The organism is Prauserella halophila (assembly GCF_024171895.1).
Lineage (GTDB): Bacteria > Actinomycetota > Actinomycetes > Mycobacteriales > Pseudonocardiaceae > Prauserella > Prauserella halophila.
Map to the genome: position 1 here is coordinate 39573 of NZ_JAMTCQ010000012.1, position 18255 is coordinate 57827.

11 protein-coding genes and 1 CRISPR repeat array are annotated in these 18255 nt (G+C 69.3%); of the genes, 5 read left to right on the forward strand and 6 right to left on the reverse strand.

The annotated features are described in order from the left end of the window. Positions 1-182: 182 nt before the first annotated feature. Both LY41_RS17360 and LY41_RS17365 read right to left on the reverse strand, forming a co-directional pair. Positions 183-941, reverse strand: coding sequence for an SDR family NAD(P)-dependent oxidoreductase (locus tag LY41_RS17360; RefSeq protein WP_253865104.1), 759 nt, complete (start codon positions 939-941; stop codon positions 183-185). A gap of 45 nt (positions 942-986) precedes the next feature. After that, positions 987-1154 carry a hypothetical protein gene (locus LY41_RS17365; RefSeq protein WP_253865596.1) on the reverse strand — a complete coding sequence of 56 codons (168 nt, stop codon included), beginning with the start codon at positions 1152-1154 and terminating at the stop codon, positions 987-989. Here LY41_RS17365 and LY41_RS17370 point away from each other — a divergent pair. From LY41_RS17370 to LY41_RS17380, 3 genes are all read left to right on the forward strand, one after another. Beyond that, on the forward strand, positions 1074-2384 hold the full coding sequence (locus tag LY41_RS17370) for a UDP-glucose dehydrogenase family protein (RefSeq protein ID WP_253865105.1): 1311 nt from the start codon (positions 1074-1076) through the stop codon (positions 2382-2384). The genes LY41_RS17365 and LY41_RS17370 overlap by 81 nt on opposite strands. Positions 2385-2485: 101 nt before the next feature. Beyond that, positions 2486-4213 (forward strand): gamma-glutamyltransferase family protein, encoded by a 1728-nt coding sequence (locus LY41_RS17375; RefSeq protein ID WP_253865543.1) that lies wholly within the window; start codon positions 2486-2488, stop codon positions 4211-4213. Positions 4214-4317: 104 nt separating this feature from the next. Further along, positions 4318-5916 carry a sugar ABC transporter substrate-binding protein gene (locus LY41_RS17380; protein WP_253865106.1) on the forward strand — a complete coding sequence of 533 codons (1599 nt, stop codon included), beginning with the start codon at positions 4318-4320 and terminating at the stop codon, positions 5914-5916. Between the two features lie 609 nt (positions 5917-6525). Here the strand turns inward: LY41_RS17380 and LY41_RS17385 are convergent. Continuing rightward, positions 6526-8790: an acyltransferase family protein gene (locus LY41_RS17385; RefSeq protein WP_253865107.1), complete on the reverse strand. Its 2265-nt coding sequence runs from the start codon at positions 8788-8790 to the stop codon at positions 6526-6528. Between the two features lie 162 nt (positions 8791-8952). Between LY41_RS17385 and LY41_RS17390 the strand changes: the two genes are divergently transcribed. Beyond that, entirely contained in the window at positions 8953-10122 is a 1170-nt protein-coding gene (locus LY41_RS17390; RefSeq protein ID WP_253865108.1) for a putative hexosyltransferase, read from the forward strand. 161 nt (positions 10123-10283) lie between these two features. Here LY41_RS17390 and LY41_RS17395 read toward each other — a convergent pair whose 3' ends face one another. The 3 genes from LY41_RS17395 to LY41_RS17405 form a co-directional block, all read right to left on the reverse strand. Beyond that, entirely contained in the window at positions 10284-14138 is a 3855-nt protein-coding gene (locus LY41_RS17395; RefSeq protein ID WP_253865109.1) for an FkbM family methyltransferase, read from the reverse strand. Next, the gene (locus tag LY41_RS17400; protein WP_253865110.1) at positions 14131-15684 is read right to left on the reverse strand and encodes a flagellar basal body-associated FliL family protein; all 1554 of its coding nucleotides are present in this window, start codon (positions 15682-15684) and stop codon (positions 14131-14133) included. Before LY41_RS17400 ends, LY41_RS17395 begins: the two co-directional genes overlap by 8 nt. A 141-nt stretch (positions 15685-15825) precedes the next feature. Continuing rightward, complete coding sequence (locus tag LY41_RS17405; RefSeq protein ID WP_253865111.1) at positions 15826-17073, reverse strand: hypothetical protein; 1248 nt, start codon at positions 17071-17073, stop codon at positions 15826-15828. Positions 17074-17246: 173 nt separating this feature from the next. On the opposite strand from LY41_RS17405, the gene msrA reads away from it, so the two are divergent. Beyond that, on the forward strand, positions 17247-17906 hold the full coding sequence (msrA, locus tag LY41_RS17410) for a peptide-methionine (S)-S-oxide reductase MsrA (protein ID WP_253865112.1): 660 nt from the start codon (positions 17247-17249) through the stop codon (positions 17904-17906). Positions 17907-17978: 72 nt separating this feature from the next. Then, positions 17979-18250: direct repeats of the CRISPR family, unit length 28 nt; unit sequence GTGCTCCCCGCGTACGCGGGGATGATCC. The last annotated feature ends 5 nt before the right edge of the window (positions 18251-18255 follow it).

Here is an 18255-nt window from a genome sequence, read left to right on the forward strand (position 1 = left end):
AGCGTGACACAGCGCGCCGTAACGGCACGACGCAAGCGGCACGACGCGAAACGGCACGACGCAAGTGGCACGGCACGGCGCGACACGATACGGCGCCTGTAGCCGAGGTCGTGTGGTGCACGCGATGCCTGCGGTCGACGCACCGCCGTCGGCGAGGTGTCACGACCGTCGGGTGTTCATCGTTATCGCGGAGCCATGCGGAGCGACCCGTCGAGGCGGATGACGTCACCGTTGAGGTAGTCGTGTTCGACGATGTCGACAGCCAGTTGACCGTACTCGTCGGGCCGGCCGAGACGCTTCGGGAACGGAACCCCGGAGGCAAGGCCGGCACGGACGTCGTCGCCGACGGTCGCCAGCATCGGTGTGTCGATGATGCCCGGCGCGATGGTCATGACGCGAATGCCCTGTGAGGCGAGGTCGCGTGCGGCGGGCACGGTCATACCGACGACACCGCCCTTGGAAGCCGAGTAGGCGATCTGGCCGATCTGCCCCTCGATGGCGGCGACCGACGCGGTGTTGATCACGACGCCGCGTTGGCCGTCCTCGAGTGGTTCGGTGTCGGCAATGGCCTCGGCCGCGAGGGTCATGACGTTGAAGGTGCCGACCAGGTTGATGTTGACGACCTTGTGGAAGAGGTCGAGGTCATGCGTTCCCTTCTTCGACAGGATCCGCGCCGAAGGGCCGATACCTGCGCAATTGACGACGATGCGCAACGGGACGTCGCTGGAGGCGGCCTTTTCGACGGCGGTCCGCAGCGCGGCACCGTCCGTCACGTCGGCCTCGACGTAGGTGACACCTTCGACTTGCTCGGCCTTGTCGATCGAGGCCGCGAGGTCGAATGCGAACACGCGGGCGCCCTTGGCGGCCAGCGCCTTCGCGGCAGCGCCGCCGAGACCGGAAGCGCCACCCGTCACGATGGCTGCGGTGTCCTTGATCTGCATGCTCGTCCTTTCTCGCACGTCTTCGAGCAAACAGAGCGTACGTGGTCACGCGGTCGATTCGTCGACGAATGTCCGCCTGACGGTTCCCTCGGTGTTCGCCCGCAGGTCACCGGCGACTGTGACCGTTACCTCATGGACGCTGCGCGGATCGTCGTGGTCGGAACGGGGTACGTCGGACTTACCACGGGCGCCTGCCTTGCCAGCCTTGGTCATCAGGTGACCTGTGCAGATGTGGACAGAGTGAAGGTCGCGAGGCTGTCGGCCGGCCGCGTGGACATCGTCGAGCCAGGCCTACCGGAACTGGTGTCGCGTGGGATCGCCGAAGGGACGCTGTCGTTCGTCGTGGGTGCCGCGGGCGCAGCGGTCGAGGCGGACGCGGTGTTCTTGTGCGTACCGACGCCGATGGGGGCGGGCGGTGCAGCCGACCTGCGAGCCGTGGAGGAGGTGGTCGCCGAGCTCGCCGATCACTTGCCGTCCGGTTGTGCTGTCGTCACCAAATCGACGGTTCCGGTCGGAACGACGCAGCGGATCAGCGCGCTGCTCGGCAGAACGGACGTCCCGGTCGTGTCGAATCCGGAGTTCCTGCGTGAAGGCAGCGCGGTGCGCGACTTCCTGCGACCGGACCGGATCGTCGTCGGATCCGAGACGGCGGAGGCGGCACGGATGGTCGTCGACCTGTACTCAGCACTGGGCGCGCCGTCGGTGGTCACGGACGCGGCGAGTGCCGAACTGGTCAAGTATGCGGCCAACTGCTTCCTTGCCATGAAGCTGTCGTACGTCAACTCGGTCGCGGAGCTGTGCGAACGGTTCGGTGCGGACATCGATTCGGTCACTGAAGGAATGGGATATGACCGGCGTATCGGGCGGTCGTTCCTGGAACCCGGGCCGGGGTGGGGAGGTTCGTGCCTGCCGAAGGACACCAGTGCGCTGCTGCGCATGTCCGAATCGGTCGGGTTCGGGTTCGACCTGCTCGGCGCGGCGGCTGCGGAGAACCTCGCTCAGCGGGAACGGGTCATCGCGAAGATCGCGAAGGCGGTCGGTGGTGATCTCTCCGGCGCTCGGATCGGCCTGTTGGGGCTCGCGTTCAAGGCGGGAACGAACGATCTCCGGGATTCGCCGGCACTCGGTGTGGCGTCCGTGCTGTGCGCTCACGGGGCTGAGGTCGCCGCCTATGATCCGGCGATCGCCGAAGAGCAACCCGGAATGCTGGTGGTCGACAGCCCGTACCGGGCGGCGAAGGACGCGGACGCCGTCGTGGTTCTCACCGAGTGGCCGGAGTTTCGCAAGCTGGACTGGCACGTCATGGCCGAGGCGATGCACGGCGACACCGTCCTGGACACCCGGAACCTGCTCGATCCGACCACGGTTCTGTCCACCGGGCTGAGTTGGCAGGGCATCGGCCGGCCGCGGATCGTCGAACACGCCACGTCTGCCGTCGGCTGAGATCTCGTTAGTTGAGGTAACTACCTGACGGGTCGTAGGGTCGTGGTGTGTCGCATCCCTCCGCATTCACCACCAGACCCGAACTCGCCGGAACACACGGCATGGTCGCCTCCACACACTGGCTCGCCTCGGCGGCGGGAATGGCGGTACTGGAAGACGGGGGAAATGCTTTCGACGCCGCGGTCGCTGCGGGTTTCGTACTTCAGGTCGCCGAGCCGCACCTGAACGGACCCGGCGGGCAGGTGCCGGCGATCTTCGCTCCCGCAGGCCGCCGCCCCCGCGTGTTGTGCGGTCAGGGCGGCGCTCCCGCAGCGGCCACGATCGACCGTTTCGATGACCTCGGACTGGAGCTGATCCCCGGCAGTGGTTTGCTCTCGGCCACCGTGCCGGGCGCGTGGGATGCCTGGCTGCTCCTTCTGCGCGACTACGGCACCAAGTCGCTCCGCGACGTGCTCGGGTACGCGATCTCGTATGCCTGGAACGGGATTCCGGTGCTCGACCGGATCGCTGCCACGATCCGCGCGGTGTCCGAGCTGTTCGCCACCCACTGGCCGACGTCTGCGCGGCAATGGCTGCCCGGTGGAGACGTGCCGACCGTGGGCTCGCTGCACCCGAACCGTGCCCTGGCCCGGACCTGGCAGCGGCTGCTCGCCGAGTCGGAAACGGTATCCGGCCGTGAGCAACAGATCGATGCCGCGCGGCGGGCATGGGCGCAGGGCTTCGTCGCCGACGCCGTCGATGCGTTCACCCGCACCGTATTCCGGGACGATTCGGGTCGTGATCATGCCGGGCTGCTGACCGGTGACGACCTCGCCTCGTGGGAAGCGTCTTACGAGGAAGCCGTCGTCGCGGACTTCGGCGAGTGGAGTCTCGTCAAGTGCGGTGCGTGGACCCAGGGTCCGGCCCTCGTTCAACAGCTCCGCATCCTCGAAGAACTCGATCTGTCCTATGTGGACGGAAAACCGACCGCAACGACGATTCATCTCGCCACCGAAGCCGCGAAGCTCGCCTTCGCCGACCGCGAAGCCTGGTACGGCGACACCGGCGACGTTCCGGTCGGCCGGCTGCTTTCGCGTGAGTACGCCGCACAGCGCCGCGCTCTGCTCGGCGACGACGCGAGCGACCGGCTCCGCCCCGGCGGCGACGGAGCCCGACTGCCGGAGATGATCGAGCGCACGCGCGGCGCGACGGCGGGTTCCGGCGCGATCGGCGAACCCACCGTCGAACCGCAGGGGCGGAATCGCGGCGACACCGTGCACATCGACGTCGTCGACGCCGCGGGCAACATCGTGTCCGCCACACCGTCCGGTGGTTGGCTGCAGTCGTCACCCATGATCCCCGACCTGGGTTTCTGCCTGGACTCCCGGGCGCAGATGTTCTGGCTCGAGGAGGGCCTGCCCAACTCGCTCGCGCCCGGAAAACGTCCGCGGATCACGCTGTCGCCGTCGATGGCGTTGCGCGACGGCGAACCGGTCCTCGCGTTCGGCACACCCGGCGGCGACCAACAGGATCAGTGGCAGCTCTGCTTCTGGCTCGCACACGTCGGGGTGGGACTGAACCTGCAGGAGTCGATCGACGCGCCCGCGTGGCACACGACGGCTTTTCCGAGTTCGTTCTCTCCGAGGTCGTGGACACCGAAAGAGCTCGTTGTCGAATCGCGCGTCGGCGACGATGTGCTCGCCGACCTGGCGGATCGCGGCCACGATGTGGTCGACGCCGGACCGTGGGCACTGGGACGTCTTTCAGCCGTGTCGCGTGATCCGAACGGCGGAATCCTTCGTGCTGCGGCGAATGCGCGCGGTATGCAAGGGTATGCCGTCGGCCGCTGACCGGTGCAAGTTGCAGTTCGTTGTTCTGTCGCAAGGGTTTACATTGATAACATGGGACGATGCTCTCATGGGGGTCAGAGCTCGTAGGTTTCAGCGCCGCGGCAATGCCGCACCTCACCGGCATTGCCGATCTGCTCGGCGCGCTCATCGCCGCGATGAGCGGCGTTGCTTCCGCCACGGTGTTCTTTCTGGCGCGGCGGAACAAATCGCGGGCCATGGCGATCCGCACCGGCTGGCAGATCGCCCACGACGCGGACAACACCGGAGCGATTGTCTACAATGGATCAAACGTTCCGTTGCAACAGATCGTCGTCACGGTGGTGTGCGGAGCCCGGCGCCGGACGGCCCGCCGTGAAATCGCCGTACTGAAGCCGGACGACACCCACCTCTGGCTGAGTGATGACGTCCATGACGAGCGCGTTTCCCGTGCACACGACACCGACCAGCACAAAGTCCAGGTGACGTTCCGCAGCGGTCGCGAATGCTGGCTCCGTGACGAACGCATCGCCGAACGGATCCGTTCCCTCGTGTTGTGGTCGGAAAGCGCGAGGGCGGACATCCTGAGGCGGTACTTCGGCCGGGACAGCCGCTTCCGCAAGGACTACTCGGTCCGCATCAGGGTCGAATCCTTCGACAGCACCGAAGCGCTCGAAACGGCGTTCGCCCACGTCGCCTCGACCGGACACGCGCCCGCCGGCTACCAGCTGCCGGACGTCGTCGCCGGTCCACACGGCTGGCTCGGCAGGGCCGTCACCGAGGACTGGGTCGAACAACCACCGCTGACCGTCGAGGACCGCTCCGGCATGTCGGCCGTTGCGACCGACGCGCTCAGCAACGGTGACCCGCTGTACGCGGTGCCGTACGTCATGGACAGCGTCGCGCTGATCCGCAACGATGCCCTCGCCGGCACCGGTTCGATGCCGTCGACCTTCGCCGACGTCGTCGCCACCGGGCGGTATGCGTTGCGTGCCAAGGGAATCGATGACGGCGTCGCCGTCGCGCTACAGGTGGGCGCTCCGGACGGCGATCCGTTTCACGCGTGGCCGCTGCTCAGCAGTGCGGGCGCCTCGTTCTTCGGGGCCGGCCGTGGCCCCGGGCAGGAGCATCGAAGCGGGTGCTGGCGTGGCGATTTCGTCGACGCGTTCGAAAGACTGGCCGCGCTCGGCAGAGCACAGGGCGGCGTCCTGGATCCCGACGTGGACCGCCGTGGAGCGCTGCGATCGTTCCTCGGCGGCCGGGCGCCGTACCTGATCAGTTCGTCCCTGGCGCTGACCGATATTCGCCGCCGGGGGCTGAACGTCACCGTCGCGCCCGTTCCCCGGTTCGGGGACAAGCCCCCGACACCGCTCGTGTCGGTCCACGGCTTCTACCTCAACCACCGCGCGCGCAACCTGCCCGCCGCGCGCGATCTGCTCACCACGTACCAGGCGTCGCCGACCGCAGGTCAGGACCTCAACCGGATCCGCAGGGTCGTGCCCGTACACGAGGACGCGATGGACACGCTGCACCGCAGTGATCCGATGCTGCGGCCGTACATCGAACAGTGCCGCACCGGAACGCCCATGCCGTCGTGGCCCGAAATGCGGACCGCGTGGCAGCTCCTCGGCCGCACCGAGTACCGCGTCCTCGCAGGCCACGGCGATCCCCGCGACGTGGCCGAGGCCGCCGCCGACGAGGGAGCGGCCCTTCTCGCCGGCACGTGAACAGCCGTCAGTGCGTGCCGGCAGGTGCACCGGACGACAACCGGCAGGTGTAGCGAACCGCGGCACCGAGGCACGGCAACACCGCGGCACCGAGGCACCGAGGCGCGGCCGCACGGTGGCACCGCAGCGGGCAACGCTGCGGCGGAGTCACGGTGTTTCGGCGATCACCCAGTACTCGACGAATCGGTTCCCACCGTGACGAAGGGTGTCGTGCCGGAGGATGTCGTGTCCGTGGAAGGTCGTCGCTGCCGCCTGGTAATGCCCGTGAGCGACCCATCGGGCGCTGATCAGGTCGCCTTCGGTAACGGGCCCCACGTCGACGCCGAACGTCACCGCGCCGGACCGCGCCGAACGCCTCGATGCAGAACTCGATCGCACGCCGGGAATCGGCGACGATCAGGTACGGCGTCGACGCGTGCCTCGGCCTCGACGGTGGGTTCGGTCGGGGTCGGTTCCGCTCGGTCGTCCATGGTTCCTCCTTCGGCCGGACTGCCGGATGCGGCACGTGTCCGTCGTCGCCCAGGGACACGGGTTCATGACGAACACGCTCCGGCCTGTCTCGCCCGTGTGGGTGAGGCAGAGGTTCGTTCGACGGGCGGGCAGGAGGTGTCAACGCGCGTGTCCCGGGCCGTCCTCTCCAACGGGACGGCGAGGCCGACGTTCCCGCGGCCACTGCTCGGGAGATGGCTGCTCGGGAGGCGGCTGTCGGGGAGGCTGTTGCTGGAGGGAGTGCTGCTCGGGAGATGGCTGTTGGGGAGACCACTGTCCGGCAGGCCGCTGTCGGGGAGGCTGTTGCTGGAGGGAGTGCTGCTCGGGGGAGCGCGGTGGTGGCTGCTCCGGTGGCGGTTGCCGCGGCTCGGCTTCCGACGGTCTCCGCGGTGGCGGCTGTTCCGGTGGCCGTCGGCGTTGTCTCCACGGTTGCTCCGCCCCGGGGTGTTCCGCCCCGGGGTCGGCCGTGCGCTGCTGCCGGTCCGGGCGTTCGCGAGGGCCGGCCTCGGCCGGATTCGATGCCTGCGGCGGCTCGCGGCGCGGGTCGACACCGGTTTCGGGTGGTGGGACATCGGCCGGTCCGGTTCCGGACGGTCCGGCTTCGGGTGGTCGGGCTTCAGGCGGTTGTCGATCCGGCCGCGGAGGTGGCTGTGCGGGGCGATCCCGGGGCGGCTCCCCCTGGCGGTCCGGGGCGGATTCCGCCCTGTGGTTCCGGGCCGGTTCCTCCGGATCGGGATGGGGGCGAGGGCGGTCACCGGGGTGGTTCGGCTGGTCGCCGTGTCCGTTGAATCGTGGTTCGGCGACACCACCGCCGTGCTCCGGGGGTGGCTGGGGTGCGGGCCGGCGCGGTCGATTCCGTGGTGGCAGCGGTTCCGAACGAGGGGATTCCGAACGAGGGGATTCGGGACGAGGCGGTGCGGGCTCCGGACTCCGGGGCGCCGAGCGGGTCGGCCGGGAACGTGCCGGATCGGCGGGCAGCGGTTCCGAACGGGTGGCTCGGACCGGCTCGGACGGCGTCACACCGCGCGATCCTGCAGCGCCCTGGTCGGCCGGGATCTGCACGGTCACCTCGCCGACACCTGCATCCCGGTCGGCGTCCGTGTGGTCCGCGTCGGCCGACACGGCTTCACCGGCCGACACGGCTTCACCGGTCGACGCAGGACCGGTCGACGCAGCCTGATCGGCACCACCGGTCCCGGCACCGTCGGCTCCCGGACCGGCCCTACCGGCCCTACCGGCACCTCCGGCATTGCCGGACCCGTGCTTCGCGGTGTTGCCCACGCGCCGGGACAGACTCCGGGCCCACTGGTGACTGGGCCGCTCGACACCTCGGTAACTGATCTCGACCAGTGCTGCCGTGACCAGCAGTGATATCGGCAGTGCGATCGCGAACGGCACCGCAGGGCGCAGCAGGCCGAGCGTGACGAAAATGCCGAGACTGTGCAGTAGATAGATGGAGTACGAGCGTTCCGACATCGCCGTCCAGAAGCGGAACTGCCGCAGCTTCGGCTCGGCGAAATAGCCAATCAGGAAGAACATCACGGCGATCGACATCGCGAGGTTGTACGAGTCGTCGATGCGCCCGACGTCGACGATGTCGGCGTACACGTACAGCATCCACGCCAGTGCGCCGAACACGCCGCCTGCCCAGAGCGGGATCTTCTTCGACGTCGTGGCCCAGACGACCTGGCCGATGATCAGGATCGGCAGGTACGACACGTTGACCGCGAACAGCGACCACGATTCGTTCAGCTCGTTGCGGCTCGACAGCACTACGAACACGAACGTCAGCTCGATGCCGATCGCCAGCCACACCGCCCGCCGCAACACCGGCAGCAGCGCCAGCAGGATGAGGTAGAACAGCACCTCGATGATCATGGTCCAGGCCACCGGCATGAGGACGATCTGCGGATACAGGACGTAGTTCACCAGGGTCCAGTTGGTGAACATCGTCCACGGTGTCAGCTCCTGCGGCTGGCCCGTCGACTGCGGTTCGAGGCCCGCCCACAGTGCAGCCGCCGTCAACAGCAGTACGAACAGCAGCGGTGCGTACACGCGGATGAACCGGTTGAGTGCGAACTTCCGCCGCCCCTGGCGGATCGCGATCGGCGTCACGATGAACCCGCTGACCAGGAAGAAGAACGGCACCGCGATCTGGCCGATGCCCTGAGTGGCCATGCGCATCGGTTCGCTGCTGAACGTCTCGACGAACTCGATGACGGGTGCGTTCTCGCCCTTCGCCTGCACCCACGGGTGAGCGATGTGGGAGTAGACCACCAGTAGCGCGGCGATCGCGCGGCCCATGTCGACGAACGAGATGCGTGTCTTGTCGTCGCCTTCGAGCGGCTTCGGCCGAGAGCGTGACGTCTTGTCCACCGCACTCACCCCCTCAGCGTGCCGCTTGTACCTGCCGTTTCACCGTGGATGTCACCCCTTTGCCCCACGGTGCGTTGGTTCACACCAACGTCGAACGGGCAAGCGGCAGCGTATCGGCAGTTAGCATGACTGTGGAATCCCCGTCCGATCGACGAGTTGCGACACCTGCACATGACCGACACGACCGCCGCACCCGTATCGGCGGCAACCGTGACACTTCGCCACCGGGTGTGGCGTGCGCTCCGGCCGGCCCTGCCCGCGCTCACAGCGTTCTACGCGGTCCAGGTCGTCTCGTACGTCGTCATCGCGCTTGTCGCCGACCGCGCGGGCGTCTCGTTCACGGAGCTGGTCGGCAGTTACGACGTCAACTGGTACGCCGAGATCGCCGAGCACGGCTACCGCCAGGACGTCCTCCTCGACGAGAACGGCAACCCCGAACCGGTCAGCCTCGCGTTCTTCCCGCTGCTGCCCGGGCTGGCGTCGGTGTTCGGGCTGTTCGGCATGCCCGCCGCGGCCGCGCTACTGCTGGTGTCGCTGCTCGCGGGCGGCGTCGCGGCGTGGGGGCTGCACGCGTTCGGCACGCGCCTCGGCGGACCGCGCGTCGGCAATCTGATGGCGGTGCTGTGGGCGGTCGCGCCCGGCGCGATCGCCTTGCGCATGGGCTACTCCGAGTCGCTGTTCGTGGCCGTCGCGGTGTGGACGCTGGTGGCGCTCGAACGGCGGCAATGGCTGGCCGCGGGCGGGTTGACGTTGGTAGCGGGGCTGTCCCGGAGTACGGCTGTGGCCCTCATCGCGGCCGTCGGCGTCGCGGCGCTGATCGCGATCGTGCGCCGACGCGACGGCTGGCGCCCCTGGGCCGCCGCGCTGCTCGCGCCGCTCGGACTGGCCGCGTACCTGCTGTACGTCGGCTGGCGTGGTGGGCGCCTCGACGCGTGGTTCTGGATCCAGGAACACGCCTGGCACATGGGATTCGACGGCGGTGAGCTCACGTGGATCACCTTCTCCAGGGCGCTTTCCGGCGACGAGCCGATGTGGTCGGTGATCCTCGCCGGCGTCGTGCTGGTGAGCATCGGGCTGCTGGTGGCGTCGTGGTTCATCCGGTCGATCCCGCTGCCCGCGCACGTCTACACCGCGATGATGATGGTCTCGGCGCTCGGCACGGGCGCGTTCTGGAACTGCCGGGCCCGGTTCCTGCTGCCCGCGATCACGCTCGCCGTCCCGGTGGCGTTTCTGCTGGCCCGTGCGCCGCGGTGGGTGTCGGCCGTCGTGCTGTCGCTGGCCAGCGTCGCCGGTGCCTGGTGGGGTGCCTACCTGATGGCGTACGCCGAGCTGAACCCGTAGCGAGGCTGAACCCGTAGCGAGGCTGAACCCGCGGCGGAGCTGATTCCGGGTAGCGACCCCGTAGCCGAGCTGACCCGCGTAGCGATCTCGACGCGGAGTAATCAACCGCGCATCCGAGATCTCACGGACGGGTGGTGGTCACAACCGACGGATGCGGAGGGTTACTGCGGGCGGAGCCAGAGGGTGGTGAAGCCGCGGCGGTCCATGCGGGCGTGGTGGATCAGCATGTCGTCCGGTTCGTCGTCGGCGAGTGTGCCGTCGGCGAGCAGTTCGACCGGCTGGTATCCCCACTTGCGGTAGGCGACGAGTACGGCGGCCGGGTCGTCGCCGAACTCCTCGATCGCCTCCGGCGAGAACTCGCACAGCACGTCCGGCCGGTCCCGCTCGAGTGTCTCCTGCAGTCCGGCGAGCGCACGGTGGTCGCGGCCCTGCAGATCCGTCTTGACCAGGCCCACCGGCTGGCGCAGCACGTCGGTGCTGCCGTCGAGCCGCACGGCCTGGACCATCAGCCCCGCCGTACCGTCCGGTTCGCGCACCCGGTGGTCACCGCTGTTGCGCTCGTCGGTGTGCGCCAGCACGAGGTTGCCGTCGGCGTCCCATGCGGCCGCCTCCAGCACGTTGACCAGCCCGGAACGGTCCTTCGGCAGGTTCACGGCCAGGTTGCGGCGCAGGAACTCGGCGTTCGTCGGGTCGGCTTCGACGGCCACCACGTTCGTGACGGCAGAAGACGACCGCAGCAGGCTCAGCGTGTGATAGCCGACGTGCGCGCCGACGTCGAGGAACGCCCCCGGGCGCCGCCCCGCCAACTGCGTCAGCAACTGCGCCTCGTCGCGTTCCCACGACCGGTGGTGGCGGATCCACGGCAGCATCACGTCGTCGACGGGCAGCAGCAGCGCGCCCGTGTCGCACACCACGACGTCGCCGCCCTCGGGGATCGGGGCGTGCACCAGCCGCGCCGCCTCCAGCACTGCCTCCAGGTCTCGGCCGAGTCGCTGGATGGCGTGTTCGTCGTTGTCGAACCGCTGGTCGCGAGCCTGGACGAGGTCCTGTATCGACTCCTGCCGCCGGTCGATGTCGGAGTTCAGGTGCGCGAGCCGGTCGGCGAGTGTGCGGATGTCGTCCTGGCTGCTGCGGAACTCCTCGACATCGACACCGACACCGGCGCCGTGTTCGGCCACGGTGCGGTGCAGTTGTTCCGTGCTGACGGTGTCGGCCTGGCGCAGTTCGTCCACCGTGCGGCGCAGCTGCTCGGCCCGCTTCTCCTGGCGGCGAGCAGTCTCGCGTGCCTCGGCGGCCTCGCTGGAGGTGGCCTCGACGGACCGTTCGAGTGCCTCGATCCGCTCCAGCAGTCGCTGCATGGTCGTTTCGGACCCGTCCTGCAGAGTGCCGAGCACCTTGCGCTGGTGGACGTCGTAGTGGTCCAGCAGCCTCAGCACGGCCTTGCGCAGTGCGGGTGCGACCGGTGAGCGAGCCGCGGCCCCCGTCTCGGGCCGCCAGCGCAGCGCCTCGCGGGACTCGCGCATCGGCGTGAGCGGGTTCTCGACGGCAGGCTTGTCCTCGACGGCCCGGTGGCGTTCGAGCCACGTCCGGTGGGCGCGTTCCAGCTCGGAGCGCAGCCAGGTCGACGCGGCCCCCATCGACCGGGTGCGCAGGATGTGGTCGCGGGCAGCCCCGCCCCGGCGCGCGGCTTCCGCCGGCACGTCGGCGACCTGGCGCATCGCCTCGGCCGCGGCGTCCACGTCGGGCTCGGCCCACAGCGCGTCCGGGTGGTACGGCTCGCAACCGTCACCGACCGGCACCAGACGGTAGGGGATCGGCCAGCCCGTGCCGGCGTCGAGGAATTCGGTGGTGCTCGAGTACGCGGTGCTGATCACCGGCATGCCGCGCGCCATCGCCTCGGCGATCGTCAGCCCGAAGCCCTCACTGCGGTGCAGCGACACGTAGCAGTCGGCGGAGGCGTACAGGTCGGCCAGCTCGGCGGCGCTGACGTAGCCCTCGACGAGTTCGATGCGCGCGTCGTCGGCGACCATCGTGCGCAGGCGTTCCGCAGCTTGCGGGTGCAGGTCGCCGTTGATCGTCTTGAGCACGAGCCGCGCATCGGTGCGGCCTTCGAACGCGATCCGGAACGCCTCGACCGCGCCCCACGGATTCTTGCGTTCGCCCACGCTGTTGAAGTCGAATGCGAACAGGAACCGGGTCGGATCGCCCGTCTTGCGGACGCGCGCGCTGGGTCCCGGGTCACGCACGGGCACGGGGATCGTCTTCACCGGCACGGTCGCGTGCGCGGCGAACGCGTCGCGGCAGAAATCGCTGACGGTCCACACCTCGTCGACCATCCCGAACGCCTCGTGCTGCCACTCGGGGAAGTCCTCGAGCTCCCACGCCCACAGCCCGATGCGGTACCGGTCGCGGACGACGTCGGGATGCGTCGAGGTGGCCAGGCGGGTCTGGTCGGCATTGACGGCGATGATGCTGAGCGGGAACCGCGGGTCGCCCGCGGTGGCGGGCCGCTCGACGCCGGTGCGGTTCGACACCGCCTTCTCCTCGACCACGGACGCCACCTCGACACCCGCGTCGACGATCGCGTCGTGGATGACCCGGCCCATCTCACCGAGCCCCAGTTCGGCGGTCAGATAGCCGAGGAGGTTGACGCCGAAGTCCTCGTCGGGTTCGCGCGGCTCCGGCTGCCGGTGGGGCAGCGCCCACGCGGGCAGCACCTGCTCGTCGACCCCCGAGTCCGCGCACCATGCGCGGAAGCCCCCGGCGTCGGCGCCGGTGGGGTGCGGGAACGCCAGTTGCAGGTCCGTCCGCTCCCGCCAGACGGCCATCGTCATCCGGTTCAGACCCGCGGCGGCCTGCGCATGGTCGGCGGGCGCCGACAGCCACGCACGCAGCCCCTCACCCTTGTCCTCGCCGTAGGCATGCGGCGGCATCGGGTCGCGGCGGCCCGCGCCCCGGCCGGTCTCGTCGGGCGTCTCGGCGGCGATCCAGCCGTCGCGGAACAGCCGCCGGCAGCCCGCGGTCAGTGGCGTGCCGTCGCCGAACGTCGCGAAGCCGTACGGGATGGCCTCCAGCGTCTCGGCGTACCCGGACGACTTGAGTGCCGAGCCGTAGGCGTCGCACAGGGCGCGCAGGTCCGGGTTGTCCGACAGCAGCACACGCGGGTTGCGGGCGCAGTGCAGCGTCAGCAGCCACGGCCGCTCGGGGCGATAGCCGGAGAAGTGGAAGAACCGCAGCGTGTGCCCGCCCGCGGTGACGGCGCCGTCGTCGGAGCGTTCGACGGGGCGTTCGTGCAGGTTCCAGTACGCCACGTTGAAGCCCGGGTCGGTGAGCACCACGTGCCGGAACAGGGCAGGCACCTGGTCGACCCAGCGCTGGTCGGTGAACAGCTGCTCGGCCGGCGCGACGATCGCGTCCTGGCGCAGGCGGCCCGCCCAGAACTCGAGGAACTCCTCCGAACCCGGTCCGACACCGACGAAGCCGAGGTTGAAGATGCCGGTGCCCATGATGACCGCGTCGCCGGGCTCCTTGCCGTCGCGCGGCAGCGGGGCGGTGAAGTGCGGGGTGAGCACGATGCTGTGCTCGAGGGCGAGTTCGGCGACCTCCGGCATCGGCGAGAACACCTGGATGTCCGGATCGAGGTAGATCACCACCGACGAGTTCGCCCGCAGCTCACGCAGCAGGTACGGCTTGACGGCCGTCGCCAGCTCGGTGATCGAGTACGCCGTCGCCATGCGCAGATACGTCTCGGAGTCGATCCCGAACGCCGAAGGCCCGACGATGCGCATGCCGTCGATGACCGTCTCGTCGTCACCGGGATCCTCGGTGCCGACGCCGCAGTCGCTGTCGATGACACCGACGACGAACTGGTGCCCCGGATGGTGCTTGAGGTACGACGCCGCGAGCACGCGCGCCGCGGGCAGGTAGTTGCGGGCGACGATGGTGCAGGCGGTCACCACGGTCAAGTCACCGCTGGACGGTGTCGGCTCACTCATCGGTGGCGCCGGCTCACTCATCGGCGGGCAGGTTCTCGAGCTGGGTCTTCAAGGTCGCCTCGAACTTGTCCCTGATGGCGCCGAGCTTCTTCTGACCGGACACGCCCTCGACCCGCACCAGGACGTCGCCGGAGAGGTAGTGGGCACGCATCGTCGCGTGCTGGACGATCTCGCCGTCGTCCTTCTTCCGCTGGATCTCGGTGACCTGCACCGAACCCGGCACCCCGTTGATCGAGGTGTTCTCCTGGTTGTTCTTGAGCTGGATGTCGCGCAGCTCGCTCACCGCAGCCGACGCGGCGTCCTGGTCGGCCACCTTGACCATGAGGATCACCGTCTTCACCTTGCCGCCGTCGTGCTGGTAGACGGCGTACTTGGCGTTGCCGGGGGCGGTGCTCTGGTACGCGGAGAGCTCGTCGTCGTTGAGCAGTTTGATGTTCGCGATGTCGTCCCAGGACTTGAGCGTGTCGCTGCTGCTGTCCTCCAGCGTTCCCTCGTGGCCCTCGAGCGGCATGTCCTCCTGCGGCTCCGGGCTCTGGCTGGTGTCGCCGCCACCGCCCTGCTGGCCCTGGTTGCCGCCGCTTGCCGTCGGCTCCCCGTCACCGGAGCCGAACAGGAAGAACGATCCCGTGGCGACGCCCGCAAGCAGCACGATCGCCGCGACGATCGCGAAGATCTTGCCCTTGCCGCCCTTCGACTCGCTGTCGAACGAACCCTCGGGCCCCTGGCCCCATTCGGCCGAGTTGCCGGGGGAGACGGGCGGGAACTCGCCGCCCCACGGCGGGCTCTGGTCGGTCTCGGGAGCGTTCCACGGCTGCTGTTGTGCCTGCGCGGGCTGCGGGAACCCGGCGGCGGGGGAGGCCTGCGGGTGCTGGGGGTGTTGCGGCGGCTGCGGCTGCTGAGGTTGCTGAGGCTGCTGCGGCGGGGCTACCGGCTGCACGGCCTGCGTGGCTTCGGCATCGCCCGGGCGGACGGCTTGGGTCGCCTCCGGGTCGGAAGGGCGCACGGCCTGCGTGGCCTCGGGATCGCCTCCCGGATTACCCGCCTGCGGGGGCGTCTGGCCTGCTTGCGCGGGCGGCTGGCCCGGTCCGGCAGGGGGCTGACCGGCCTGGCCCGGCTGGCCGGACTGTGGGGTCAACGGGGCGATGACCTGCGTCGAGTTGCCGTCACCACCCTGGTTCTGGGGTGGCTGTTGGGCCTGCGGCTGCGCAGGCTGTTGCGGAGCCTGGGGTTGCCCGGGCTGCTGCGGAGTCTGCTGGGACTGCTGACCCTGCGGATCCTGGGGCGGCTGTTGCGGAGCCTGCTGGGGCTGCTGCGGCGCGGCCTGCTGCTGGGCAGGGTCCGGCTGCCCGGGCTGTTGCGGCTGGGCAGGCTGCTGCGGCTGGCCCGGTTGAGCGGGCGCTTGGCCCGGTGCTTGATCCGGAGTCTGGGCCTGTGCTCCTGCGGATTCGTCACCATGCGTGACGGCTGACGACAGCACCTGGTCGCGCCGGACGCGGTAGTCGTCAGCGGAGAGTCTGCCCGCTGCAAGCTCCTCGTCCAGCTTGCGCAACTCTTCCTGCCAGGACACCCCGTACCCCCTGCTCGATCAGCGCCGCCGGCTCGGACGGCCGCTTCCTGCGATGTGTTCGAACTGCGCTCATTCTGCACGGTGTGCAGGCTGTGAGGAGGTGTGGGTCATTTTGTGACCTCGTCGATTCCGGGCAGTCACCTACGACGCGGGTAGCGCGTCCTGCAGCGACACCAGCATTTCCTCGAGGCGGGTGATCAGTTCGCTCTCGTCACCGCTCATCGGCTGGGACACGCCGATACCGACGGCACGGCTGCCGGACGCGTACCACAGAACGCTCACCCGGCCGTCGGATTGCTCTCCGGTGAAGGCGATGAACCGGGGGTCGTCGCGAAGGCGTTCGTTGGCGAACCCCTCCTTGACCAGTGTCGTGTTCATGGCGCGTTGGAGCCCGATGGCCTTCTGCTCGCTCGGGGTGCGGGCCACGACGAGGCTGTTGCCCTGCTGGCCGTCCTCGCCCTCGGAGGAGGCGCGGTAGACGACGTCGGCGACGCCGAACTTGCGCATCGACTCGGCGTCGGCCCGGGTGACGAGTCCGAGGTCGAGTGCGCGGTCCACCGACATCGTCGAGTTGTCGGGATTCGCCGTTCCTGGCAGCGCGGGCAACTGTTCCTCGAGCGCGACCTCGTCGTCGGTGCCGGCGGTGTCGTCGTCGGGGTCCGTCAGCGCGCCGGAGGTCGGTGCGGGTGCGGTCGGGCCGTCGTCGGAGCGGGAGAGCCACCATGCGCCGCCGATGACACTGCCCAGCACCACGAGGATCACCAGCGGCACGATGATCCAGGGGCTCTTGCGCTTCTTCGGTGCGGGTGAGAAGTCGGGGTAGTCGCTCGCCTGGGACGCCGCGAAGGTCTCGTTCGCGGGCGCGCCGCCCGAGCCGAAGGCGGTTGCGGAACCGAAGGCGGTTGCCGAGCCGGGGGCGGTTGCCGAGCCGTCCGCGGGCGTGTGCGGCATGAACAGCGGTGCGGGTGCGCGCCGGGCCGTCGACGGGGCATGGTTCAGCGGAGTCGGAGCGGGTGTCGTCGGCGGGGCCTGCGGAGACTGCGGAGACTGCGGAGACTGCGGGGGCTGCGGGGGCTGCGGGGCCTGCGGAGTCTCGGACGTGAGTGTGCCGGGCTGGACGTCGGCGGAGTCGCTGCCTGCGGGAAGCTGCGCGGCCGCAGCCGAGTTGGCGGCGGCCCACTTCGGTCCGTCGCCGGAGCCGTTCCCGCTGCCGGAGCCGCTGCCGCCGCCGGAGCCGGAGCCGTCGCGGTCGTCACCGGTGGCGTCGGAGCCGCCGTCGCTCGAGGCTTCGGCGATGACCTCTTCGCGTTTGCGGCGGTACTCGGCCTGGGTGAGGGCACCGGCGGTGAGCTGGGCGTCGAGACGTCTCAGCTCTTCTTGCCAGCTCATGGCGGGCTCCCTGTGGTCCTTCATGCTCGGCGGGTGCGTCGGGTGGTGCAGTGGGGGTGGTGCAGTGGTGCTTGCTCGCTTTCGCCGCGGGCGCACGTACGCCGAGCACAGTACTGGCCGATGCAGGGTCGTTATCACGGTCGGAAGGAGAATGTGTCGCCTACCATGGCTGTATGTCGCTTTTCGGTCGAGACAAGACGCGCCGGGTGCCGGCGGACGAGGCCCTGCCGGGACGTTCCGAACCGCTGGTGACGCCGGAGCTGCACGCGGTGTATCCGGACCGGCGCATCAAGCCGCCGTTCCCGGACGGTATGCGCACCGCGGTGTTCGGCCTCGGCTGTTTCTGGGGAGCCGAGCGGTTGTTCTGGATGACCGACGGCGTGTACTCGACGGCCGTCGGCTACGCGGGCGGGTACACGCCGAACCCGACGTACGAAGAGGTGTGCAGCGGCATGACCGGCCACACCGAGGCGGTCCTCGTCGTCTACGACCCGGAACGGGTGAGCTACGAACAGCTGCTCAAGGTGTTCTGGGAGGGCCACGACCCGACGCAGGGCATGCGCCAGGGCAACGACGTCGGCACGCAGTACCGCTCCGGGATCTACTACGACGGTGACGAGCAGCGGGCCGTGGCCGAGTCCTCGCGGGAGACGTTCCAGCAGGCGCTCCGCGCCGCGGGCCAGGGCGAGATCACCACGGAACTCGCACCGCTCGGCGACTTCTACTACGCCGAGGGCTACCACCAGCAGTACCTGTACAAGGTGCCGAACGGCTACTGCGGGCTAGGCGACACGGGCGTCAGTTGCCCGGTCGGCCTCGGTGTGGAGTCGTAAAGTCGGCGTCCTGCCCGGTTGAAACTGAATGAAAATCGACCGACTGCCGGGTTTCTGCGCTGGTCAGGAAGTGTGCTCCCCGCGTACGCGGGGATGATCCGGGCGACACGGCGCAGGTACCCACGAAATCCGGGTGCTCCCCGCGTACGCGGGGATGATCCCCGCAGCAGCGATCACAATCCTCACTACCAGGGGTGCTCCCCGCGTACGCGGGGATGATCCGGATGGCGGCGAGATTTCTCTTGAGATCAACTAGTGCTCCCCGCGTACGCGGGGATGATCCCGAGCCGAAACGCCCGCCGACCCGCAAGGACCAGTGCTCCCCGCGTACGCGGGGATGATCCGATCT